Origin of the sequence: Methylorubrum rhodinum (genome assembly GCF_014199935.1) — a bacterium.
Lineage (GTDB): Bacteria > Pseudomonadota > Alphaproteobacteria > Rhizobiales > Beijerinckiaceae > Methylobacterium > Methylobacterium rhodinum.
In genome coordinates, this window is sequence record NZ_JACHOP010000006.1 from 1 (window position 1) to 22,713 (window position 22,713).

Sequence of the window (22,713 nt, forward strand, 5' to 3'; positions counted from 1 at the left end):
TCCGCACTCGTTTTCTGACCTCGCCGCATGTCCGACTCCTTCGGTCCTGGCTGATCCTCTCAATCAGCCCGGTCCAAAGCCAGCCGGTCAGGTCAGCTGCCGAAGGATCGACGACCCAGCGGTGGCGGCCAAGCTTCTCGCTGCTTTCGATGCCCTTGCGGGCGATGCGCGGGACGATCCCTCGCGCCCAGCACTCCTGCCGACGTGCCTTGGCATCGTAGGCCTTGTCGGCGTGCAGCTTGTCGGGGCGTCGGCGCGGCCGTCCGCGCCGGCCTGTCCTCACGGGCGGGATGGCATCGAGGGTCGGGGCCATCTGCGGGCTGTCGTGCCGGTTGGCGTCCGTAACCGCAGCCCATCTCGGCCGGCAGCATTTCCCAGGGCAGGCCCGAGCGCAGCACGAACAGAATGCCGGTCAGCGCGGCACGGTTTTCGATCGGAGGCCGGCCCCCTTTCGGGCGCGGACGGGGCGGCGGCAGAAGCGGAGCGATCTCGGTCCAGAGATCGTCGGGAAGCAGAGGTCGAGCCATACCTCACCGACGCAACACCGACCGCTTCGTGCCGTTCCGTTAGGCGCTCTTAGCTGCGTCCAGCCTGACGCATTGACGATTCTGCAAGCTTGACCATTCATAACGATCATGCGCGTGAAATCGGACAGACTGGACAGTCTACCGCGCGGTCATCGCCATGGCCACGCTGTACGCGCTCGCGCTCCAGGTTTTGCTCGGCAGTCTCCTCAGTCAGGCTGCAGTAGATCCACTTCATACCCTCTGCCTGGCAGACGCGGCGCAGAGTGACGCCCCAGTCAAAATCCCTCCCGCGCATCGCTAGCTGTGAGCTTTCAGGAGGTTGCCGTTCATGCGCTGGAGCGCGGCTGGATCGAGGAGGGTGACGTCGCGTCCGTGCGTGGCGATCATCCCGTCGCGGCGTAGGATGGTGAACGCGCGGCTCACGGTCTCGCTCGAGAGGCCGAGGTAGTCCCCGATGTCGGTGCGCGACATCGGCAACGCGATCGATCGACCGGCCGAACCCCGGTCCATGAGGTCGATCAGGAAATACGCGAGCTTCTGCGTGGCGCTGGCGCGGCCGAGCGCCGCGAGATCCTGGGCGCGCTCCGTCATCCGCAGCAGCCACGACAGGAGTTCGTGCGCGACCTGTGCGTCCGATGCCGCAAGCGCGTCCAACCGGGAGCGGGAACAGCAAACGGCCCGTGTCTCGCTGACCGCCTCGGCCGACGAGGCACGCAGCGGGCCCCGCTCCAGCCCGAAGAATTCCCCGGATCGATAGAACCCACGCACGATTCGATTACCATCGCGACCGACGTTGACGGTACGGACCGTCCCGGCAGCGACCCAGTAGACGGAATGTCCGACATCGCCTTCGGCGTAGAGGGTCATGCCGGGCGAGACGTGTTCGACGCGCCCGAGGGCGGCGATGCGAGCGAGCGGAGGGTCGACGGCGGCCCGAGTTATGGCGGGTGGCCACGTCGGGAGAGCGCCGGGAGCGGGCACGACGCGACCATACTGCAGCATGATGCTCTCCTCTCGCGAGCCTCATAGATCGAGCATCGCGGCCCTTCGGACCATTCGGACGGCACCTAGGGAGTGTCCCTGACTCATCGCGCCATCCGCGCGGGACTCTTGCCCAAGACACCGCCCGATATCGGCCAACGGGCCCGAACGCGACGCCGGCCGTCGATCCGGGCGCGACCGAATCTGCCGGAACTGATGCGCGTCAGTGCTGCGATGCCCTGTCCGATACTCAGATGGGCCAGGACCGCTCCGCCGACTTTCCGGGAGATCCAGGATGGGACAGATCTTAGCGCCAGGTGTCACGGCGCCCGATTTCACGCTTCACGTCACGCCGGACCAGACTCTCTCGCTCGGAGATCTGCGCGGACGGTCCGTGATCCTGGCGTTCTATCCCGCGGATTGGAGCCCCGTCTGTGGCGATCAGATGGCGGTCTACAATCAAGTCTTACCTGAATTTCGGAAGTACGACGCGGACGTCATCGGGATTTCCGTCGACAGTGCCTGGTGCCATCAGGCTTTTGCCGAGGCGCGCCATCTTCATTTTCCGCTGCTCGCGGACTTCGAGCCGAAGGGTGCGGTCGCCCGGCAATACGGGGCCTACCGCGACGGCGACGGTGTCTGCGAGCGGGCGCTGTTCGTCGTGGATCGCGAGGGACGCGTCTTCTGGAGCTACCGCTCCCCGATCGCCGTCAACCCCGGTGCAGACGGCATCCTCGATGCGCTGGATCGGCTTGAAACTCAGGAGACAAGCGATGGCCGAACTCAGAGTGCCGGTTTCGGCGGCTGACCATGTCCGGGGTGGTGCCTTCGGGCGGGTGGTGCTCGTCGAGTACGGCGATTACGAGTGCCCCTATTGCCGCCTCGCGCATGTCGAGGTCCTGCAACTCGGCAGGCACTTCGGCGACGACCTCACCTACGTGTTCCGCCATTTCCCGCTTACCGAAATCCACCCGCTCGCGGAGCCGGCGGCCGAGACCGCTGAGTTCGCGGGGGCCCAAGGTCGGTTCTGGGAGATGCACGACGCGATCTACGCGCATCAGGATGAGTTGAGCTTGCCGCTCCTCTTACGCGCAACCCGGGCCCTCGGCCTGCCGGAGCGTGATGTCGAGGTCGCCCTCGAGGCGAAGACTTACGCCCCGAGGGTCGCGCAGGACTTTCTGAGCGGCGTTCGGAGTGGCGTCAACGGGACGCCGACCTTCTTCATTAACGGCCGCCGGCACGATGGTCCGTTCGACTACCAGCACCTGGCGGCGGCCATTCAGTCGGTGCGTTCCAGGCCGTAGCGCGCGGGGCGGTGACGGTCAGGCGCCTCGCCGTGCCGGCGTCTGCCGGCTCCACACGCTGTCGCGCGAAGGTCTCAAGCGCCCGATCAACGCGAACACGGATGCGTCCCGGCAAAACTGATCCGCGTCATGTCCACGGATGACGCGGGCGGTAGCATCGGCACCACGCAACCTGCCGCCCACCGTGAGCGACAGCGAGCCGGCCTCGATCTCGATCGGTCTGCACTGCGTAGACAGGAAGGAATGGCTCCCATGGCGAAGGCGATCGGTATTGATCTCGGCACGACGAATTCATGCGTCGCCGTGATGGACGGCAGCAAGGCCAATGTCATCGAGAACGCCGAGGGCGGCCGCACGACCCCGTCGGTGGTGGCCTTCACGGAGTCCGGCGACGTTCTGGTCGGCCAGCCGGCCAAGCGACAGATGATCACGAATCCGGAGAACACCGTCTTCGCCATCAAGCGGCTGATCGGGCGGCGTTTCGACGACCCGGTCACCGAGAAGGATATTGGGATGGTGCCCTACAGGATCGTCTCCGGGCGGAACGGCGACGCCTGGGTCGCGATCAAGGGCAAGACGTACAGCCCGAGCCAGATCTCCGCCTATATCCTGCAGCGCATGCGGGAGACCGCCGAGCTGAAGCTCGGTCAATCCGTGACGCAGGCGGTCATCACGGTTCCGGCCTACTTCAACGACGCCCAGCGTCAGGCCACCAAGGATGCCGGCAGGATCGCCGGCCTCGAAGTGATGCGCATCATCAACGAGCCGACGGCGGCCGCGCTCGCCTACGGCCTCGACAAGAAGGGCAGCGGCCGCGTCGCGGTCTACGACCTCGGCGGCGGCACCTTCGACGTCTCGATCCTCGAGATCGGCGACGGCGTCTTCGAGGTGAAATCCACCAACGGCGACACCTTCCTCGGCGGCGAGGACTTCGACAACCGCGTGGTCGAATACCTGAGTGCCGAGTTCAGGAAGGAGCAGGGCATCGACCTGACCAAGGACAAGCTTGCGCTCCAGCGCCTCAAGGATGCCGCCGAGAAGGCCAAGATCGAGCTGTCCTCGGCGACCCAGACCGAGGTCAACCTGCCCTTCATCACGGCCGATCAGGCCGGGCCGAAACATCTGAACATCAAGCTCTCCCGCGCCAAGCTCGAAGCCTTGGTCGACGACCTGATCAAGCGCACGATCGGTCCGTGCCAGGCCGCGCTGAAGGATGCCGGGCTGCAACCGTCCGACATCGCGGAGGTCGTCCTCGTCGGCGGCCAGACGCGGATGCCGAAGGTGCAGGAGGTGGTCCAGACCCTGTTCGGGCGCGAGCCCCATCGGGGCGTCAATCCCGACGAGGTCGTGGCCATCGGTGCCGCGATCCAGGCGGGCGTCCTCCAGGGCGACGTCAAGGACGTGCTGCTCCTCGACGTGACCCCCCTGTCGCTCGGCCTCGAAACGCTCGGCGGCGTGATGACCAAGCTGATCGAGCGCAACACCACCATCCCGACGAAGCGCAGCCAGACCTTCTCGACGGCGGAGGACAACCAGAGCGCCGTCACGGTCCGGGTCTTCCAGGGCGAGCGCGAGATGGCGGCCGACAACAAGCTGCTCGGCCAGTTCGACCTCGTCGGCATCCCGCCGGCGCCCCGCGGCACGCCGCAGATCGAGGTGACCTTCGACATCGATGCCAACGGCATCGTCAACGTGGCCGCCAAGGACAAGGCCAGCGGCAAGGAACAGCAGATCCGCATCCAGGCCTCGGGCGGGCTGGATCAGAGCGAGATCCAGCGCATGGTGCGGGAGGCCGAGGCCCACGCGGAGGAGGACAGGCGCCGCCGGGACCTGGCCGATGCCCGCAACCAGGCCGATGCCGCGATCTACACCGCCGAGCGCAGCCAGGAGGAGGCGGGCGAGCGCGTGCCGGGCGACCTGAAGACCGAGCTGCAACAGGCGATCGCGGCTCTGCGCGAGGCGATCGGCGGCGAGGCCGTCGACCGCATCAGGCAGGCGACCGAGCGCCTGTCGCAAATGGCGCAGCGGCTGGCCCAGGTCATGAGCGTGCCGCCCGAAGGACCCGGTGCCGAAGCGAACGGCGGCGGGAGCGGCCCGCGGCCGGATGTCGTCGACGCGGAATTCGAGGAGCACGGCCGCCAGGACCAGGGTGCGCGCTAGCACAGCTTCGTACGAGGCGTCGCGGCGCGAGGTCACCACGCCCGAACAGATCAAGTGACCTCGCTTGGCTGTCAGCGTCCATCATCCGAGGTGAGCGATGCAGATCGACACGTACACCGATCAACTCACGGGCGCGATCCAGGCCGCCCAGAGCCTGGCTCAGCGCAGGGGCCATCAACGGCTCACGCCGCTCCACCTCCTGAAGGCGCTGCTCGACGACGCGGACGGCTTGGGGCAGCGGTTGGTCCGGTCCGCGGGCGGCCGCCCCGAGGCCCTCGCGTCGGCTCTGGAGCGCGATTTGGCGAAGCTTCCGAGCGTCGGGGGCTCTGGTGCCGGCCAGATCTTCATGGCGCCCGAAACCGCGCGCCTGTTCGAGCGAGCCGAGGCGCGGGCGCGGGCGGCCGGGGACGGGTTCGTCACGGTCGAAACCCTGCTGCTTACCCTCGCCGAGACCCCGGACGGTCCGGGCGCGCTCATCCGAGAGGCGGGCGCGACGCCGGAAGCCCTCGAGGGCGCCATCGCCGAGCTTCGGAAGGGGCGCCGGGCCGACAGCGCGTCGGCCGAGGACAGCTACGAGGCTCTGCGGAAATACACGCGGGATTTCACCGAGGATGCTCGCCAGGGCAAGCTCGATCCGGTGATCGGACGCGACGGGGAGATCCGGCGCAGCGTCGAGGTTCTCTCGCGCCGGACGAAGAACAATCCCGTGCTGATCGGCGAGCCGGGCGTCGGCAAGACCGCGATCGTCGAAGGGCTCGCCCAGCGCATGGTCAACGGCGACGTGCCCGATACCCTGAAGGATCGCCGTCTCCTGTCCCTCGATCTCGGGGCTCTTCTGGCCGGCGCGAAGTATCGGGGCGAATTCGAGGAGCGGTTGAAGGCCGTCCTTCAGGAGGTCTCGGCGTCCGGCGACGTCATCCTGTTCATCGACGAGTTGCACACACTCGTCGGCGCCGGAAAGGCCGAGGGGGCGATGGATGCCTCCAACATGCTCAAACCGGCGCTCGCCCGAGGCGAGCTGCACTGCATCGGCGCCACCACCCTGGATGAGTATCGCAAGAACATCGAGAAGGATGCCGCGCTCGCCCGCCGCTTCCAGCCCGTGTTCGTGGGCGAACCCTCCGTCGAGGAGACGATCTCCATCCTGCGCGGGCTGAAGGAGAAGTACGAACTCCATCACGGCGTGCGAATCACCGACAGCGCGATCGTCGCGGCCGCCACTTTGTCCCACCGCTACATCGCGGACCGGTTCCTGCCCGACAAGGCAATCGACCTCGTCGACGAAGCCGCGAGCCGGCTCCGGATCGCGGCGGAGTCCAAACCCCGCGAACTCGACGAGATCGACCGCCGGGTGATCCAGCTCAAGATCGAGCGGGAGGCCCTGAGGAAGGAGACCGATCCGGCCGCTCGGGAGCGCCTGAAGACGGTCGAGAACGATCTGGCCGCGCGGGAAGCGAAGCAGGCCGAGCTGACGGCCGAATGGGAAGCCGAGAAGGCGACCCTCGCGGAGATGAAGCAGATCAAGGAACAGGCCGAGCAGGCCCGGATCGAACTCGAGCAGGTGGAGCGGCGCGGCGACCTGACCCGCGCGGGCGAACTCCTCTACGCCGTGATCCCGCAACTGGAGAAGCGCCTCGCGGACGCGATGCAGGCGGGCCGGGGCCGGCTGATCAAGCAGGAGGTCACGGCCGAGGACATCGCCGCCGTGGTCTCGCGCTGGACGGGCATTCCCGTCACGCGGATGCTCGAAGGCGAGCGCGACAAACTGATGGCGATGGACGACAAGCTGGGCCAACGCGTGGTCGGCCAGGAACCGGCGGTCGTGGCCGTGTCCGACGCGGTTCGGCGGGCCCGCGCGGGCCTGCAGGACCCGAACCGGCCGATCGGGTCCTTCCTGTTCCTCGGACCGACCGGCGTCGGCAAGACCGAACTGTGCAAGGCGCTGGCCGAATTCCTGTTCGACGACGACAGGGCGATGCTGCGCGTCGACATGTCCGAATTCATGGAGAAGCACGCGGTCTCGCGGCTCGTCGGCGCTCCGCCCGGCTATGTCGGTTATGAGGAGGGCGGTGTCCTGACGGAGGCGGTCCGGCGGCGGCCCTATCAGGTGATCCTGTTCGACGAGGTCGAGAAGGCGCACCCGGATGTGTTCAACATCCTGCTGCAGGTGCTCGACGACGGGCGGCTGACCGACGGACAGGGCAACACGGTCGACTTCCGCAACACGATCATCGTCCTGACCTCGAACCTCGGCGCCGAGTTCCTGGCCGCCCTGATGGAAGGCCAGCCGGCCGAGGCGGCCCGCGAGCAGGTCATGGAGGTCGTGCGCCGCGCGTTCCGGCCCGAATTCCTCAACCGCCTCGACGAGATCATCCTGTTCAACCGGCTGGGCCGCGGCGACATGCGCCGGATCGTCGACATCCAGCTCGAAGGCCTCGAACGGCGGCTGGCCGAGCGGACGATCGCCCTGCAGGTCGACGCGGCGGCCAAGGACTGGCTCGCCGATGCCGGCTACGATCCGGTCTACGGCGCGCGGCCCCTCAAGCGCGTGATCCAGCGCCACCTCCAGAACCCGCTGGCCAGGATGCTGCTGACGGGAGCGATCAAGGACGGCGAGCCGGTCCCGGTTTCGGTCCTCGACGGCCAGCTCGCCGTCGGGAGCACGAGCCTGGCTCAGGCGGCCTGACATCCCCCGTGGCGACAGGAGGCCTGGAATGGCCGAGAAGTCCTTGGATCAAGCGAGTGCTTCGCCCGCCTCCGGCCCCTCACCGCCGCCGGATGCCGGCGCGGCGAGCGCGACTCCGCAGTCGGGAACCGACGCGACCGCAGCCCTGCAGGCCGAGAACGCGGCCCTGCAGGACCGCGTCCTGCGGGCCCTGGCCGAGGCCGACAACACCCGGCGTCGGGCGGCGCGCGACGTGGCGGATGAACGCCTTTTCGCCGTGACGGGCCTCGCCCGAGCGCTCCTGCCGGTGCTGGACAACCTGCGCCGGGCCATCGCCGCGTCGGAGCAGCCGGCGTCGCAGGGCGCCTCGCTCATCGAGGGGGTGCGCGCCACGGAACGTCTCCTGATCGGGGCGCTCGAAGGCGTCGGCGTGCAGCGGGTCGATGCCCGCGGTGCTGCGTTCGACCCGTCGCGGCATGAGGCCATGATGGAGGTCGATGATCCGGCGACCGTGCCCGGGACCGTCCGTGACGTCATGGAGGACGGCTACCTCCTCCACGATCGGCTGCTGCGCCCCGCCCGGGTGACCGTGACTCGTCGCGGCCCGGCCCGGGACGATCACGTCGAGGCCAATCCCTAGGACGGCGTCCGCAACGGGTGCGGGCTTCGCCACGCGACGGCGCAGGGAGGAAGCGTTGAGCGACGATCCCTATGCGATTCTGGGTGTGGAGCGCGATGCCTCCCCGGAGCAGATCCGGAAAACCTACCGGAAGCTTGCGCGCAAACTGCATCCGGACCTGAACCCGGGCAATACGGAGGCGGAAGAGCAGTTCAAGAACGTGTCGCGGGCCTACGACCTGTTGAACGATCCGGAGAAGCGCGCGCGCTTCGATCGCGGCGAGATCGACATCTCCGGCGTCGAGCGGCCCCGACAGCGCTACTATCGCGACGTCTCGGAGCCATCCGCCGACCATGCCTATGCGAGCGACGCGGGCTTTGCGGATTTCGATACCGACGACCTCCTCGCCGAGATCTTCGGAGGCCGGGGTCGGTCGAATGTCCGGCGGCGGGGCGCCGATGTCCATTACCAACTCGACCTCGATTTCCTCGATGCGGTCAACGGCGCCACCCGCCCGCTCACCCTGCCGGACGGCACGACGCTCGATGTCCGCATCCCGCCGGGCACGCGCGAGGGCCAGACGCTGCGCCTGCGCGGCAAGGGTGAACCGGGTCGGAACGGCGCGCCGCCGGGCGATGCGCTGATCGCGATCGGCGTCCGCCCGCACCCGGTCTTCCGGCGCGCGGGCGACGACATCCATTTCGAACAGGGCGTTCCTCTGCACACGGCGGTGCTCGGCGGCCGGATCGCCGTGTCGGCCCCGGCCGGGCCCCTGACCCTGACGATCCCGAAATGGAGCACGTCCGGCACGGTGCTTCGCCTCAAGGGCAAGGGCGTCCCGCGGTCGGGCGGGACCGCGGGGGATGCCTACGTCACGCTGCTGATCGCGCTTCCGGACAAGCCCGATCCGGAACTCGAACGCGCGATCGCCGCGTGGCATCGGCCGGTGTGAAGAGGGGGGACGGTATGGACACGCGCGAATTCCAGGCTCGGTCGGACCTCAACGCCGACACGCTTCAGATCTGGCTCGAGAGCGGCTGGCTCCGGCCGGCGTTCCGGGAGGGCGTCCGGCACTACGTCGAGATCGACGTGGCCAGGGCCCAATTGATCGGGGATCTGCGGCACGATCTCGGGATCAATGACGACGGCATCGCGGTCGTGCTCGACCTCGTCGATCAGGTCGGCGGCTTGCGGCACGTGCTGCAGGCGATTCTCCGGGCCTTGCGGGCGCAGCCCGACGTCGTCCGTCGGCAGATCATCGAGGCTTGCGCGGTGCGGGGCCGATCCTGACGCCGAACTGACCGGCGTCAGGGCCGCGATGCGGCTGACCGGCCAATCCTACGCGACCGACGTTGCGAGCCGACCGGATCCGGAACGGCGGTCACGTCCGCGTTCTCTGGGACTCTCCGGAAGGAACAGGCAGATGGTCAAGTTCGCACTTCTCGTCGTCCTGAACGCCAAGCCCGGAAAGGAAGCGGCGGTCGAGGCGTTCCTGAGGGCAAGCCAACCCGTCGTTCAGGACGAGCCCGGAACCGTCGCATGGTTCGGCCTGCGCATGGGCCCGTCGACCTTCGCAATCTTCGACGCTTTTCCCGACGAAGAGGGACGGCAGGCCCACCTGTCCGGCCGCGTCGCGGCGGCCCTGATGGAGCGAGCCCCCGATCTGTTCGCCTCGACCCCGCAAATCGAGAAGCTCGACGTGCTCGCGGCCAAAATGCCTTGAGGCGCTCCGACGAGGAGATCGTCGGAGAGGATCGAGCGATCAGGACATCGAGCGAGGCCTTGGCGCCGGGCGATCGCACCGCGCCTCACGCGCCTGTCGGCGCAAGCACCCGAGGACACACCGCCATGGCACGGGTCGTGAGGTTTCATCGGACCGGGGGACCGGACGTGATGCAGTTCGACGATCTCCCGGTCGGTGATCCGCAGCGCGGGGAGCTGCGGGTCCGCATCGAGGCGATCGGTCTCAACCGCGCCGAAGCGATGTTCCGGTCGGGTGCCTATCTCGAAACGCCGCGCCTGCCCGCGCGCCTCGGCTACGAAGCCTCCGCCACGGTCGAGGCCGTGGGCGAGGGCGTCGACGGCTTCGCGCCGGGCGATGCCGTCAGCGTCATCCCGGCCTTTTCCATGAACGATTACGGCGTCTACGCCGACACGGCCATCGTGCCGGCTTATAGCGTCGTCCAGCGCCCGGCCGGCGTCTCGGTGATCGAGTCGGCGGCGGTATGGATGGCCTACCTCACGGCCTGGGGGGCGCTCGTCGACATCGGTCGTCTCGGGCGGGGCGACGCGGTCATCATCCCGGCAGCGTCCTCGAGTGTCGGGCTCGCCGCGATCCAGATGGCCAACTGCGTCGGCGCGATCCCGATCGCGACGACCCGAACGCGTGCCAAAGCGGCGGCGTTGCAGGAGGCAGGCGCCGCCCACGTCGTCGTCACCTCCGAGCGGGATCTCGTCGCCGAGGTCGCCCACGTGACCGGCGGCAAGGGCGCGCGCCTCGCGTTCGACCCGGTCGGTGGACCCCAGGTCGAGACGCTCGCCCAGGCGATGAGCCGCGACGGCGTCATCGTCGTCTATGGCGCCCTCGCGACCGCGCCGACACCGTTTCCGGTCATCGCCGCCATGCAGAAGGCCCTGACGCTGCGCGGCTACACCCTGTTCGAATTCATCCGCGACCGGGAGCGGCTGGCCCGCGCCTCGGCCTTCATCGAAGATGGGCTCGCCGGCGGAGGCCTCAAGCCGATCGTCGCGAAGACATTCCCGCTCGACGCGATCGTTCAGGCTCACGTCTACATGGAGTCGAACGAGCAGTTCGGGAAGATCGTCGTCACAGTCCCGCACTGACGCCGCGCTCCTCTCATCAGCCTGAGATTCGCTGCACGGGAGCGCTGCTCGCCGTCCTGCGGTGCGGCGCGCGATGCCCCGAGCACGGCTTCTGTTGAAACCAGCCGCCGACGATGGCTCGCACCCGCCGTAACGCGAAATGGGTTGGCGGCACCCGGCGTCCCTACTTGTCCGGCAGAGAGGTGCGTCCCGACCTCGTTGGGACGCACCTCTCGGCTCTTGTTGTGTTGCGCTCTTTATCGCCGACCCGGCATCCGCTCCGGCGGCGAGCGCATCGGCCCCTGCACGAGCAAGATCCATCGCTAAGATCTTGCTCCTTGATGTTTTAGTTTGAAGCTGAGGGCTGGCAGGTATAACGTATGCCGATGCGTTTCCGAGCGTATAGACGGGCCGTGACGATGAAGTTCCAGCGAACGAATTAAATCTGTCTTCTCATCCAACTTTCGATTGTTGGGAGAATTGATCTTCAACCTATCCGCTGGCGCAAATCGCTTTGCAGAAAGAGGCCCTGAACGACTTCTGGACGGCGTGCGAGGATGGCATGCGATCCCTGTGCGGCGGATGGAAGGGCTATGACTCCCAGAGCGTCGGCATTGCCTTCCGGAACCCCGCTCGCTTTCCTTAACGGCGGCGGCGAACTCGGCGCCCTGATGCGTGCGAAGGACTGGTCGGAGACGCCGCTCGGATCACCCGAAACTTGGTCAGGAAGCATCAAAACAGCCATCAGCATTTGCTTGAACTCGCGATTCCCGATTCTGATTTGGATCGGTAAAGATCTCAGAATTGTCTATAACGATGCTTACATTCCATTTTTTGGGGGAGCCAAGCATCCGGCCATGCTCGGTGAACCGGGTCGAATCGCCTGGGGCGAGATCTGGCCGGCGATTGCTTCGATGCACGACGAGGTGGGGGCCGGTCGGGCAACGTGGGTCGAACATTACCAGATGTTCTTCGCCCGAACGGTGCCGCACGAGGAGGTCTACGTCACCTTTGGATACAGCCCGATCCTCGATGAAAACGGCCGTCGGATCGAGGGCGTCTTCTGCGCTTGCTACGAAACGACCGAAGAAGTCGTTCGAGAGAGGCGGCTTTCGACCTTGCGTCACCTGGGCGCGCGGAGTGCCGAGCATCGGACCGTCGAGATCGCTTGCCGCGAGGCGGCCGAGGTTCTGGACGGCAATCCCCTCGATATCCCGTTCGCGGCCCTCTATCTCTCGAACGAAGAGGGAGGCGGAGCACGCAGGGTCGCCGGCACACGACGGCTCGGCGAGCGCGCGGCATTTCCGGCGGTCCACCCGATCCGCGATGTGGTTGCGGCGGATGGCCCCTGGCCGCTCGGCCTCGTCGCCGAGACGGCTCGAGCGGCGGAAGTGACCGATCTTCCGAGCCGCGGCTGCCAAGTCACGACGCCTCTCTGGTCCGACCCGGTCGAAACGGCGTTCGTCCTGCCGTTGAAGAACGCCAACCACCAGAGGCCGGCGGGCTTCCTCATCGTCGGGGTCAGTCCGCGGCGGATCATCGATGCGGGCTACCGCAGTTTTCTCGACCTCGTGGCCGGACATATCGCGACGACCATCGCGGACGCCCGCGTCCTGGAGGAGGAACGCCGGCAGGCCGAGACGTTGGCGCAGCTCGACCGGGCCAAGACGGCGTTCTTCTCCAACGTCAGCCACGAGTTCCGCACCCCTCTCACGCTGATGCTGGGTCCACTCGGGGAACTTCTGGCCAAGCCCGAGGGTGCGCTCGCCCCCGATGCCCGCGTGCTGGCGACGGTGGCGCATCGCAACAGCCTCCGCCTGCTCAAGCTCGTCAATACGCTGCTCGACTTCTCGCGCATCGAAGCGGGCCGGGCCCAGGCCTGCTACGAACCTTGCGACCTCGCACGGTACACGGCGGAACTGGCCTCGAGCTTCGGTTCGGCCTGCGATCGCGCCGGCCTGCGGCTCGACATCGTCTGCGATCCGCTCCCGGAGCCGGTCTACGTGGATCACGACATGTGGGAGAAGATCGTTCTCAATCTTCTTTCCAATGCCTTCAAGTTCACCTTCGACGGCGGCATCGCCGTTCGTCTGGAGGCCGCGCCGGGAGGCGCCGCGTTGCGGGTCAGCGATACAGGTGTGGGGATACCCGCTGCCGAACTGCCGCGCGTGTTCGAGCGCTTCCACCGGGTCGACAACCGAAAAGGCCGATCGCACGAGGGGAGCGGCATCGGCCTCGCGCTGGTGCAGGAGTTGGTGCGCCTGCACGGGGGCACCATCACGATGGAGAGCCGAGAGGATCACGGCACGTCCCTGACGGTCCTGGTGCCGTTCGGGACGGATCATCTCCCCGCCGAGTGGATCGGCGGATCGCGCAGCCTGTCCTCGACAGCGAGCCGAGCGGAGGCTTTCGTCGAGGAAGCGCGGCGCTGGCTTCCGGGGCCGGCCGAGGAGCCGGCCGAGGATCGGTCGCCCGTGGTGGAGGACGCGCAGGCCGCCGCTCCGCCGACCGAGGCGTTGGACGCCCGCATTCTGCTGGCCGACGACAATGCCGACATGCGCAGCTACCTCGTTCGCTTGCTGACGGGACAAGGTTGGGTGGTCGAGGCGGTCGCCGACGGCGAGGCCGCGCTGGCGGCGGCAAGGCGGCACCGACCCGATCTCGTCCTGTCGGACGTCATGATGCCCGGGCTGAGCGGGCTCGGGCTCGCGGCCGCCCTGCGGCGGGATCCACACTTCACCGAGGTGCCGATCCTCCTGCTGTCCGCTCGGGCGGCCGAGGATGCGCGCGTCGAGGGGCTCGGGATGGGGGTCGACGACTACCTCGTCAAACCCTTCTCCGCGCGCGAGCTTCTGGCGCGGGTGAAGACGCACCTCGTCCTGGCGGGGTTGCGCCGTACGGCGGCCGCGCGGGTGCGCCGGAGCGAGGCGCGCCTGCAGGCTGCCATCGATCTCGTCGGCCTTTCGCCCTACAGCTGGGATCCTGCCACGGGCGCCCTGGAATGGGATGCGCGGCTCAAGGCCATGTGGGGCCTGCCGCCGGACGCCCATGTCGATCAGGACGTGTGGTGGTCCGCCATCCATCCCGAGGATCGGCCGCTGGTCGAGGAGGCCGTCGGCCGCTGCATCGACCCTGCCGGGGATGGTGTCTACCACGTCGAGTATCGCGCGATCGGAATCGAGGATTCGGTCGAACGCTGGGTCTCCACCTACGGACGAACCACGTTCGAGAACGGCCGACCCGTGGAGTTCACCGGTGCCGCGCTCGAGGTGACCGAGCGCAAGCGTGCCGAGGCGGCCCTGCGCGAGAGCGAGGAGCGCTTCCGGCGCTTCGCCGAGCATACGGCCGACGTGCTCTGGCTCGCCGATCTGGAGAGCGGAGGCATCGACTACCTCAGCCCGGCTTTCGCGCAGGTCTGGGGCATGCCGGCCGACGACATGCCGGATATCGCGAGCTGGCTGATGAGCGTTCACCCCGAGGACCGCGACGCCGCCGCGCAGGCGGTGGAGCGCGTCGGCGGCGGCGAGACGCTCGTGCTGGAGTACCGCATCCAGCGCGCCTCCGACCGAGCCGTGCGCCGCATCCGCGACACCTTCTTCCCGATTCCGGACCTCGACGGACGGATCCGGTCCGCGGGTGGGATCGCGCAGGACGTCACCGTCGACACGGGCCTGCGCGCCTACGTGGTCGCGGACGGGGACGACGCCCGGCGTGGCCTCGTCGGCACCTTGCAGGCCGCCGGTTACGAAGTCCGCGCCTTTGCCAGTGGGCAGGCCTTCCTGAAGATGGCGGGTTCGCTGATACCGGGCTGTGTCGTCTTCAACCTCGGCGACGCGGGCGGTCTGGCCGTCCTGAGCGAGTTGAGGGCGGCCCGCGCACATCTCCCCGTGGTGGCGCTCGGTACGAGCGGGGGCGATGTCGGTTTCGGGGTCCGCGTCATGAAGGCGGGCGCGGCCGACTTCCTCGAACTCCCCTGGACACCGGAGAGCCTGCTGTTCGCGGTGAGAACGGCGCTCGCCGCGCTCCGCGCCGAGGCCGATCGGGCGCGCGGGGGCGACGAGGCCCGGAGCCGGATCGCGGGGCTTTCGGGGCGCGAGCGCGAGGTGCTGGAGGGCTTGCTTGCCGGTGGGACCAACAAGACCATCGCCCGGACGCTGGGCCTGAGCCCCCGCACCGTGGAGATCCACCGCGCCCGGGTCATGGAAGCGCTCGGCGCCCGCACGCTGCCCGAGGCCGTTCTCCTCGCGACCGCCGCCGGCGTGCGTCCCGCCGATCACGGCGGCAACGCGCGCGAAGCCCGGCACCCCAGCGGGAAACCGGCCGCCAGAGGCCCACCGATCACGGGCGAACGCTAAAGGTATCCGGCCTCGAACTCCGCAAGCTCGCGCAGCCGCCGCGGCGCGAGGATCCGCAGACGGCGGTCCCGCAGCGAGATCAGGCCGTCGCGCCGCAGGGTCTGCAGCACGCGATTCACGTGCACACTGGAGAGGCCGAGCGTGTCGGCCAGATCCACCTGGGTCAGAGGCAGATCGAATTGGCCGTCCGAGACCTGGCCGATCGATCCCAGACGTTCCAGAAGCTCGCACAGGAGATGGGCCGTTCGCTCGAGACCCGAGCGCATGCCGATATTCGCGATCCATTCGTGGGCCGTGGCCTCCTCGGCGAGCCTTGCGTGCTGCAAAGCGAGCGCGATGCGGGGATGGAGGCCGAGCAGATCGAGGTAGACCGCCCGCGGGACCTTGGCGATCCGGCATCGGGTCAGTGTCTCGATCGCGTGGTCGAGTGGGTAACCGTGGAGCGCACCGCGATCGCAGAGGTCGCCGGGGACGAGGTAGGCGATGATCTGCCGCTGGCCGGACATCCGGCGCTTGCACCGGCTGGCGAACCCGGCGAAGACGATGAGCGCGTGGTCGGCCACGCCTGCCTGCTCCAACAGGACGGTATGCCGCTCGACCGGCCGGGCATAGCCGGTCAGGCCCGCGAGCGCCGCCCGATCCTGCTCGGTCAGCGGGGCGACGGCATCGAGCTTGCGCGCCAGCGCAGAGGCGAGGCCGTCGTCTCCCGGCGCCGGGGCCGGATGGGGCCGCAGGCGAGCGCCCCCGGACACGGTGGGATTGATCTCGCAGATCGGGGCGGTCATCTCCATCTGGCTTCTCCTTCAGGATGATGGACCATTCTCCCGGCGGCGCGCGGCGGGTGCATCCGGTTCGTTTCTAAGGAACGCTCCAATCCGCGTGCCGCGATGGCCCCGCTGGGGTCGGTCGCCCGACGGGCTTCCGCCCGGAAGAAGGCCTTCCTCGATCCCGATCGCCTCGGCCAGTTCCGGCCGAATGCGTCCCTGAAAGAAGTTCCCATCGCGCTACGGAGAAGACCGTAGGCATCGACCGGATAGTGCGATGGCCGGCAGCGTGTACTCCTTTGGCCTGGCAAACGACTTCAGGTCAGGAGAGCGCGATGCGAGCAGTCGTCTACAATGGTCCGCGCGATGTGGCAGTGCAGAACGTGCCCGATGCGCGGACCGAGCGGCCGACCGACGTGCTGGTGCGGATCACGAGCACCAACATCTGCGGCTCCGACCTGCACATGTACGAGGGCCGGACCGACTTCCCGCGCGGCGGCGTCTTCGGGCACGAGAATCTCGGCCAGGTGACCGAGGTGGGCAGCGCCGTCGATCGGGTGAAGGTCGGGGACTGGGTCGCCATCCCCTTCAACATCGGCTGCGGTTTCTGCAAGAACTGCGAGCGCGGCTTGAGCGCGTACTGCCTGACCACGGCCGATCGCAGCGTCCTGCCGAACATGGCCGGCGCCGCGTACGGCTTCGCCGACATGGGGCCGTATCGGGGCGGCCAGGCCGACCTGCTGCGTGTCCCCTACGGCGACTACAATTGCCTGAAGCTGCCGCCGGACGCGGAGGAACGGCAGAACGACTACGTGATGCTGGCCGACATTTTCCCGACCGGCTGGCACGCCACCGAACTCGCAGGACTCCGTCCCGGCGAGTCGATCGTCATCTACGGGGCCGGCCCGGTCGGCCTGATGGCGGCCCTCTCGGCGATGATCAAGGGCGCCTGCATGGTGATGGTGGTCGATCGACATCCCGACCGCCTGCGCCTCGCGGATTCGATCGGGGCCGTGCCCATCGACGATTCGAAGGGCTCCCCGGTGGACCAAGTGCTGGCCTTGACGAACGGCGTCGGGGCCGACCGTGGCTGCGAGTGCGTCGGCTACCAAGCCCACGATCCGCAAGGTCACGAGCATCCCAACATGACCATGAACGACTTGGTCAGCTCGGTGAAATTCACCGGCGGCATCGGCGTGGTCGGCGTTTTCACGCCCCAGGATCCGGCCCCGCAGGATCCGCTCTACAAGGAGGGCGAGATCGTGTTCGACCACGGCCTCTTCTGGTTCAAGGGGCAGACGATCGGCGTCGGCCAATGCAACGTGAAAGCCTATAACCGGCAACTGCGCGACCTCATCTCGACCGGCCGCGCGAAGCCGTCCTTCATCGTCTCCCACGAGTTGCCGCTGGGAGAGGCGCCGAAGGCCTACCGGCACTTCGACGCGCGCGACGATGGCTGGACGAAGGTGATCCTCAAGCCGGCCGCCTGATCGGCCAGGTCGACTTGCCGGCCGGGCGGGCATCCGTTCGCCCGTCCCATCCGCCATCGCGCCGGACGGGCGCGCACGCGAGGATGCCATGCCGATCTACGACTACGCGTGCGACGCGTGCGGCCCGTTCACGGCCATGCGGCCCATGGCGCGTTTCCGCGACCCCTGTGCCTGCCCGGAATGCGGCGTCGGGGCCTCGCGGACGGTTCTGAGCGCGCCGGCCCTCGTCCGCGGCAACGCAGGCCGCATCGCCTGCGCGGCGACAGAGCCGCGTGCGAATCCCGCGCCCCGGGCTTCGTCGGCCCACCCCGCGGGCTGCGGCTGTTGCGTGCGCCGCTTGCCGCTCCCGGGCGCCCTGTCCGCGGGCGGACGGGTCTTCACGGCACACGGACCGATCCGGCGCGGCGGTCCGTGACGGCGCCCGCACGCGGGTGCCCCGCATCGCGCGCAACCCCAGTCTTCCCGAGGAACGATCATGGCTTCCGACACCCTCAACGGCCTGACGGTCGCAATCCTGATCACCGACGGTTTCGAGCAGGTCGAGATGACCGAGCCGCGCAAGGCGCTCGATCTGGCCGGTGCCGAGACGCAGATCGTGTCGCCGAAGGACGGCGCGGTGAGAGCCTGGAACTTCACGGAATGGGGCGACCAATTCCGGGTGGACAGGTTGCTGAACGAGGCTCGCCCCGATGAATACGACGCGCTGCTGCTGCCCGGCGGCGTGATCAACCCCGACACGCTTCGAACGATCCCTGCAGCCGTCGCGTTCGCGAAGGGCTTCTTCGACGCGAGCAAGCCCGTGGCCTCGATCTGTCACGGTCCCTGGACCATCATCGAGGCGGGCGCCGCGCGCGGGCGCCGCCTGACCTCCTGGCCGTCGCTCCGAACCGATCTCGAGAACGCGGGGGCCGATTGGGTGGATGAACAGGTGGTCGTGGACCTGAACTTGGTCACCAGCCGCATGCCCGACGATATACCGGCGTTCAATCGGGCGGTGACCACGCTGTTTTCAGGCGCATGCGGGGGCGTTCGGCCCGCGTGAGCCGAGACGACCGCGCTCGATCGCTCGACGACGGGTCGATTTGGATCATCATCGAATCGATCGAGCGCTCGACCTCGGCGAAAGGCGTCCGACGTCGAGGATGCTCTTACGCGTGCCGGAGGGATCGAGCTGGAGCGTTCGGCCCCTCGACGTCCGCGTCGAGAGGCTCCGAAACCAGCCAAGAAGGCGTGCGCCCCATCCGGTCATCGATTGTCGAGATACGCTTTCAGGCGCTCGGCCGTCGGACCGGACGAGGCCGGGTTCTGGCCGGTGATAAGCAAGCCGTCCCCGACCACGTACGGCGCCCAGTCGCCGGCCTTGGAGAACACGCCCCCCTTCCGCTTGAGCTCGTCCTCGACGAGGAAGGGGACGATCGCGGTCAGGCCCACGGCTTCCTCCTCGGTGTTCGTGAAGCCGGTGACGGCCTTGCCCGCGACGAGCGGCTTGCCGTCGGGGGCCTCGGCGTGACGCAGCACGCCGGGGGCGTGGCAGACGAGGGCGACAGGCTTGCCGGCCCGGAGCGTCGTCTCGATCAGCCGGATCGAGGCGGGGTCCTCGGCCAGATCCCAGAGCGGACCGTGTCCGCCGGGATAGAACACCGCATCGAAGCCCTCGTGGGTGACGCCGTCCAGCCGGACCGTGTTCGACAGGGCGGCGTCGGCTTCGCCGTCCGCCTCGAAGCGTCGGGTCAGGTCGGTCTGAAAGTCCGGCTCGCTGCTCTTGGGATCGAGCGGCGGTCGCCCCCCCTTCGGCGAGGCAAGGACCACCTCCGCACCGGCATCCTTGAACACGTAGTAGGGTGCGGCCAACTCCTCCAGCCAGAAGCCGGTCTTGCGGCCGGTGTCACCGAGCCGGTCATGCGAGGTCAGCACCATCAGCAACTTCATCGTCATTCTCCTGGGTCAGCCTGGATCTGTCGTTCGTCCGCTTGCGAGCGGGTCGGGCGCGGCGGGCGGCCATCCCTTCGGTGGAACGCTCGGCGGTTGTCTCGTGCACTCGGTTGGTTTCGGTTCTGCGCTGCCACCCTCGGAGCGGGGAAGCGAGGCTGGCAGCCCGCGCAGCGTCCGCTCCCGGCTTTGGAGTTGACGCTCGAAGTGGTGCCGCACGAAATCGACAAGAGGTCACCCGCAATGCTAGGGTAACGCGCCCTATTCCGGGTCGGCATCGAGCGCCTCCCTCAAATACGGCGCCGTGCGGCTCGCCTTGGCTTCCGCCACCCGCTCGGGCCGTCCGGCCGCCACGATGGTGCCGCCGCGGTTTCCGGCGCCGGGCCCGACATCGATGACGTGGTCGGCACCGGCCATGACGCGCATGTCGTGTTCGACCACGACGACCGTGTTGCCGGCATCGACCAGACCGTCGAGCTGGAGCATCAGGCGGTCCACGTCGGTCGGGTGAAGCCCGGTCGTCGGCTCGTCGAGGACGTAGAGCGTGCCGCCGCGCTGGCCCCGCTGCAGCTCGGTCGCGAGCTTGATGCGCTGGGCCTCGCCGCCGGAGAGTTCGGTCGCGGGCTGGCCCAGGCGCAGGTAGCCGAGGCCGAGATCGCGCAGCACGGCGAGCGGGCGCAGCACCGAGGGCTCGTCCGCGAAGGCCGCGCAGGCGCGCTCGACGGTGAGCCCGAGGACGTCCGCGATGGAGAGCCCGTTCCACGTCACCTCCAGCGTCTCCGGCGCATAGCGCGTGCCGTGGCAGGTCGGGCAGGGGGCGTAGACGCTCGGCATGAACAGCAGTTCGACGCTGACGAACCCCTCGCCCTCGCAGGCCGGGCAGCGGCCCTTGGCGACGTTGAAGGAGAAGCGGCCGGCGTCGTAGCGGCGCCGCCGCGCCTCGGGGGTGGCGGCGAACAGCTTGCGGACGGCGTCGAACAGGCCGGTATAGGTTGCGAGGTTCGAGCGCGGCGTGCGCCCGATCGGCTTCTGATCGACCTTCACGAGGCGCCGGACCGCCTCCATGCCGCCGACGATGCGCCCCTCGGTCGGACCGGGCGCCTCGTCGAGCGGGTCTTCCGGCTCGTCGTCGGTCTCGACCGCCCGCCCGAGGCGGTCGCCGACGAGTTCGAGCAGGGCTTGGGACACGAGGCTCGACTTGCCGGAGCCCGAGATGCCGGTCACGGCGGTGAGGCATCCGAGCGGGAACGCGGCCGAGACCCCGTTCAGGTTGTTGCGGACGATGCCTTCCAGGCGCAGCCAGCCCGTGGGCGCGCGCCGCGGGCGCCGGTGCGGCTCGGCGAGCCCGAACAGGTGTTTTCGCGTGCGCGAGGCCTCAATGTCGCGCAGGCCTTCGGGCGGGCCGCTGTAGAGCACGGTGCCGCCATGCTCGCCCGCGGCCGGGCCGACATCGACGAGCCAGTCGGCCCGGCGCATCGTGCCGATGTCGTGCTCGACCACGAACAGCGAGTTGCCCGCGGCGAGCAGCCCGGCCAGCGCCTCGTGCATCGCGTCGCCGTCGGCCGGATGCAGCCCGGCGGTCGGCTCGTCCAGCACGTAGGCGACGCCGAAGAGCTGCGAGCGCAGTTGCGTGGCCAGCCGCAGGCGCTGCAGCTCGCCCGAGGACAGGGTGGTGGTGACCCGGTCGAGCGACAGGTAGCCGAGGCCGAGTTCCGTCAGCGTCCCGATCCGGTCGATCAGGTCGGCGGCCAGCCGCTGGGCGGCGAGTCGCTTCTCGATCGAGAGGTTGGGCGTCACCCGCACGTCCGGCGCGCCCGCATGGGCCGAGGCGCCCGCGGCGGCGCGCCGGGCGCGGTCCTGCCGGCCCGCATCGCGGTCGAGCGTCGCCGGGATCGTGTCCTCGTCGGGCAGCCGGTCCTCGGCCGCCGGGCGCATCGCCTCCGCCAGGTCGGACAGCGTCATGCGCGACAGCTCGCCGATGTCGTAGCCGGCGAAGGTGACCGAGAGCGCCTCGGGCTTCAGGCGCTTGCCGTGGCAGGCCGGGCAATCCTCGCTCACGAGGTAGCGCGCGGCGCGGCGGCGCATGAGGGCGCTCTGCGAGTTGGTGAAGGTGCCGAGCACGTGGCGGCGGGCGCTCGTGAAGGTGCCCATGTAGCTCGGCTCCAGCCGCCGTCGGCGGGCGGCCTGCGTCTGTTCCGGGCTGAGCCCGGCATAGACCGGCTCCTGCGGCTGCTCGTCGGTGAACAGGATCCAGTCCCGCAGCGCCCGCGGCAGGTCCTTCCAGGGCGTGTCGACATCGACGCCCCGGCTGACCAGGATGTCGCGCAGGTTCTGCCCGCCCCAGGCCTGCGGCCAGGCCGCGACCGCCCGCTCGCGGATCGTCAGCGACGGATCGGGCACCATCGAGGCTTCGGTGGCCCGGTAGACCCGCCCGAGCCCGCCGCAGGACGGGCAGGCACCCTGGGGCGTGTTGGGCGAGAAGTCCTCCGCGTAGAGCATCGGCTGGCCCGGCGGGTAGGTGCCGGCGCGCGAGTACATCATCCGCACGAGGCTCGACAGGGTGGTGACGCTGCCGACGGAGGAGCGGGCGCTCGGCGTGCCGCGCTGCTGCTGAAGGGCGACGGCCGGAGGAAGCCCTTCGATCGCGTCGACATCGGGCACGCCGACCTGATCGATCATCCGCCGCGCGTAGGGCGCGACCGACTCGAAGTAGCGGCGCTGCGCCTCGGCGTAGAGGGTGCCGAAGGCCAGCGAGGACTTGCCCGAGCCGGACACGCCGGTGAACACCACGAGGGCGTCGCGCGGCAGCTCCACATCGACGTCGCGCAGGTTGTGCTCCCTGGCGCCCCTCACCGTGACGTAGCCCGGCCGTCCCGCGCCGGATCGAGCGATCCTGACCGGTTCTCTGGGCTTCGGCTGGTCCATCAAACCTTCCCCTTGCTGCGTCCTCTCCCGAGGGACACCGGATTTCGCCACCCCGGCTGGGGGTACAGGCGCACGGATACGACCCACCGCACGCTCATCGGAGAATCGCTTCCCCGGACGAAGTCATGCGGGGCGTCAATCGCGCGAAGGAGACTCGGATCCGCACCGCTC

At 68.7% G+C, this 22,713-nt stretch carries 17 protein-coding genes and 1 pseudogene; 13 read left to right on the forward strand and 5 right to left on the reverse strand.

What is annotated here, in order from left to right:
• Together HNR00_RS09145 and HNR00_RS09150 are read right to left on the reverse strand one after the other, a co-directional pair.
• Positions 1 to 527: pseudogene (locus tag HNR00_RS09145) on the reverse strand (transposase); the annotation flags it as partial.
• Between the two features lie 297 nt (positions 528 to 824).
• On the reverse strand, positions 825 to 1,529 hold the full coding sequence (locus HNR00_RS09150) for a Crp/Fnr family transcriptional regulator (RefSeq protein WP_281383301.1): 705 nt from the start codon (positions 1,527 to 1,529) through the stop codon (positions 825 to 827).
• 274 nt (positions 1,530 to 1,803) lie between these two features.
• On the opposite strand from HNR00_RS09150, the gene HNR00_RS09155 reads away from it, so the two are divergent.
• From HNR00_RS09155 to HNR00_RS09200, 10 genes are all read left to right on the forward strand, one after another.
• The gene (locus HNR00_RS09155; protein WP_183568273.1) at positions 1,804 to 2,316 is read left to right on the forward strand and encodes a redoxin domain-containing protein; all 513 of its coding nucleotides are present in this window, start codon (positions 1,804 to 1,806) and stop codon (positions 2,314 to 2,316) included.
• On the forward strand, positions 2,282 to 2,812 hold the full coding sequence (locus HNR00_RS09160; protein WP_183568276.1) for a DsbA family protein: 531 nt from the start codon (positions 2,282 to 2,284) through the stop codon (positions 2,810 to 2,812). The genes HNR00_RS09155 and HNR00_RS09160 overlap by 35 nt, the downstream gene beginning before the upstream one ends.
• 252 nt (positions 2,813 to 3,064) lie before the next feature.
• Entirely contained in the window at positions 3,065 to 4,972 is a 1,908-nt protein-coding gene (dnaK, locus tag HNR00_RS09165) for a molecular chaperone DnaK (RefSeq protein ID WP_183568279.1), read from the forward strand.
• Between the two features lie 97 nt (positions 4,973 to 5,069).
• Positions 5,070 to 7,658 carry an ATP-dependent chaperone ClpB gene (gene clpB, locus HNR00_RS09170; RefSeq protein WP_183568282.1) on the forward strand — a complete coding sequence of 863 codons (2,589 nt, stop codon included), beginning with the start codon at positions 5,070 to 5,072 and terminating at the stop codon, positions 7,656 to 7,658.
• Between the two features lie 28 nt (positions 7,659 to 7,686).
• Positions 7,687 to 8,277: a nucleotide exchange factor GrpE gene (locus HNR00_RS09175; protein ID WP_183568285.1), complete on the forward strand. Its 591-nt coding sequence runs from the start codon at positions 7,687 to 7,689 to the stop codon at positions 8,275 to 8,277.
• A 55-nt stretch (positions 8,278 to 8,332) separates the two neighbouring features.
• Positions 8,333 to 9,208 carry a DnaJ C-terminal domain-containing protein gene (locus HNR00_RS09180; RefSeq protein ID WP_183568288.1) on the forward strand — a complete coding sequence of 292 codons (876 nt, stop codon included), beginning with the start codon at positions 8,333 to 8,335 and terminating at the stop codon, positions 9,206 to 9,208.
• Positions 9,209 to 9,222: 14 nt separating this feature from the next.
• Complete coding sequence (locus HNR00_RS09185; RefSeq protein ID WP_183568291.1) at positions 9,223 to 9,546, forward strand: MerR family transcriptional regulator; 324 nt, start codon at positions 9,223 to 9,225, stop codon at positions 9,544 to 9,546.
• Positions 9,547 to 9,574: 28 nt separating this feature from the next.
• Entirely contained in the window at positions 9,575 to 9,979 is a 405-nt protein-coding gene (locus tag HNR00_RS09190) for a putative quinol monooxygenase (RefSeq protein ID WP_446685657.1), read from the forward strand.
• A 125-nt stretch (positions 9,980 to 10,104) separates the two neighbouring features.
• Positions 10,105 to 11,100: a zinc-dependent alcohol dehydrogenase family protein gene (locus tag HNR00_RS09195; RefSeq protein ID WP_183568294.1), complete on the forward strand. Its 996-nt coding sequence runs from the start codon at positions 10,105 to 10,107 to the stop codon at positions 11,098 to 11,100.
• Positions 11,101 to 11,672: 572 nt separating this feature from the next.
• On the forward strand, positions 11,673 to 15,434 hold the full coding sequence (locus HNR00_RS09200; protein ID WP_183568297.1) for a response regulator: 3,762 nt from the start codon (positions 11,673 to 11,675) through the stop codon (positions 15,432 to 15,434).
• Here the strand turns inward: HNR00_RS09200 and HNR00_RS09205 are convergent.
• A complete protein-coding gene (locus tag HNR00_RS09205; protein ID WP_183568300.1) occupies positions 15,431 to 16,225 on the reverse strand; it encodes a Crp/Fnr family transcriptional regulator in 795 nt (264 codons plus the stop codon). The genes HNR00_RS09200 and HNR00_RS09205 overlap by 4 nt on opposite strands.
• A 308-nt stretch (positions 16,226 to 16,533) precedes the next feature.
• Here HNR00_RS09205 and HNR00_RS09210 point away from each other — a divergent pair, with 308 nt between their 5' ends.
• The 3 genes from HNR00_RS09210 (at position 16,534) to HNR00_RS09220 (ending at position 18,730) form a co-directional block, all read left to right on the forward strand.
• Complete coding sequence (locus tag HNR00_RS09210) at positions 16,534 to 17,688, forward strand: glutathione-independent formaldehyde dehydrogenase (RefSeq protein ID WP_183568303.1); 1,155 nt, start codon at positions 16,534 to 16,536, stop codon at positions 17,686 to 17,688.
• 88 nt (positions 17,689 to 17,776) lie between these two features.
• Positions 17,777 to 18,103: an FmdB family zinc ribbon protein gene (locus tag HNR00_RS26035; protein ID WP_183568306.1), complete on the forward strand. Its 327-nt coding sequence runs from the start codon at positions 17,777 to 17,779 to the stop codon at positions 18,101 to 18,103.
• A gap of 60 nt (positions 18,104 to 18,163) precedes the next feature.
• Positions 18,164 to 18,730, forward strand: coding sequence for a type 1 glutamine amidotransferase domain-containing protein (locus tag HNR00_RS09220; RefSeq protein ID WP_183568309.1), 567 nt, complete (start codon positions 18,164 to 18,166; stop codon positions 18,728 to 18,730).
• 203 nt (positions 18,731 to 18,933) lie between these two features.
• Here the strand turns inward: HNR00_RS09220 and HNR00_RS09225 are convergent, their stop codons facing one another.
• On the reverse strand, positions 18,934 to 19,617 hold the full coding sequence (locus HNR00_RS09225; protein ID WP_183568312.1) for a type 1 glutamine amidotransferase domain-containing protein: 684 nt from the start codon (positions 19,615 to 19,617) through the stop codon (positions 18,934 to 18,936).
• Between the two features lie 261 nt (positions 19,618 to 19,878).
• On the reverse strand, positions 19,879 to 22,542 hold the full coding sequence (locus HNR00_RS09230) for an excinuclease ABC subunit UvrA (protein WP_183568315.1): 2,664 nt from the start codon (positions 22,540 to 22,542) through the stop codon (positions 19,879 to 19,881).
• Between the last annotated feature and the right edge of the window lie 171 nt (positions 22,543 to 22,713).

Coding starts and splice junctions, on each gene's coding strand:
- HNR00_RS09155 (WP_183568273.1), top strand. CDS start 1,804: ATGGGACAGATCTTAGCGCCAGGTGTCACGGCGCCCGATTTCACGCTT.
- HNR00_RS09160 (WP_183568276.1), top strand. CDS start 2,282: ATGGCCGAACTCAGAGTGCCGGTTTCGGCGGCTGACCATGTCCGGGGT.
- clpB (WP_183568282.1), top strand. CDS start 5,070: ATGCAGATCGACACGTACACCGATCAACTCACGGGCGCGATCCAGGCC.
- HNR00_RS09200 (WP_183568297.1), top strand. CDS start 11,673: ATGACTCCCAGAGCGTCGGCATTGCCTTCCGGAACCCCGCTCGCTTTC.
- HNR00_RS09195 (WP_183568294.1), top strand. CDS start 10,105: ATGGCACGGGTCGTGAGGTTTCATCGGACCGGGGGACCGGACGTGATG.
- HNR00_RS26035 (WP_183568306.1), top strand. CDS start 17,777: ATGCCGATCTACGACTACGCGTGCGACGCGTGCGGCCCGTTCACGGCC.
- dnaK (WP_183568279.1), top strand. CDS start 3,065: ATGGCGAAGGCGATCGGTATTGATCTCGGCACGACGAATTCATGCGTC.
- HNR00_RS09190 (WP_446685657.1), top strand. CDS start 9,575: ATGCGGCTGACCGGCCAATCCTACGCGACCGACGTTGCGAGCCGACCG.
- HNR00_RS09205 (WP_183568300.1), bottom strand. CDS start 16,225: ATGGAGATGACCGCCCCGATCTGCGAGATCAATCCCACCGTGTCCGGG.
- HNR00_RS09175 (WP_183568285.1), top strand. CDS start 7,687: ATGGCCGAGAAGTCCTTGGATCAAGCGAGTGCTTCGCCCGCCTCCGGC.
- HNR00_RS09210 (WP_183568303.1), top strand. CDS start 16,534: ATGCGAGCAGTCGTCTACAATGGTCCGCGCGATGTGGCAGTGCAGAAC.
- HNR00_RS09150 (WP_281383301.1), bottom strand. CDS start 1,529: ATGCTGCAGTATGGTCGCGTCGTGCCCGCTCCCGGCGCTCTCCCGACG.
- HNR00_RS09230 (WP_183568315.1), bottom strand. CDS start 22,542: ATGGACCAGCCGAAGCCCAGAGAACCGGTCAGGATCGCTCGATCCGGC.
- HNR00_RS09225 (WP_183568312.1), bottom strand. CDS start 19,617: ATGAAGTTGCTGATGGTGCTGACCTCGCATGACCGGCTCGGTGACACC.
- HNR00_RS09185 (WP_183568291.1), top strand. CDS start 9,223: ATGGACACGCGCGAATTCCAGGCTCGGTCGGACCTCAACGCCGACACG.
- HNR00_RS09220 (WP_183568309.1), top strand. CDS start 18,164: ATGGCTTCCGACACCCTCAACGGCCTGACGGTCGCAATCCTGATCACC.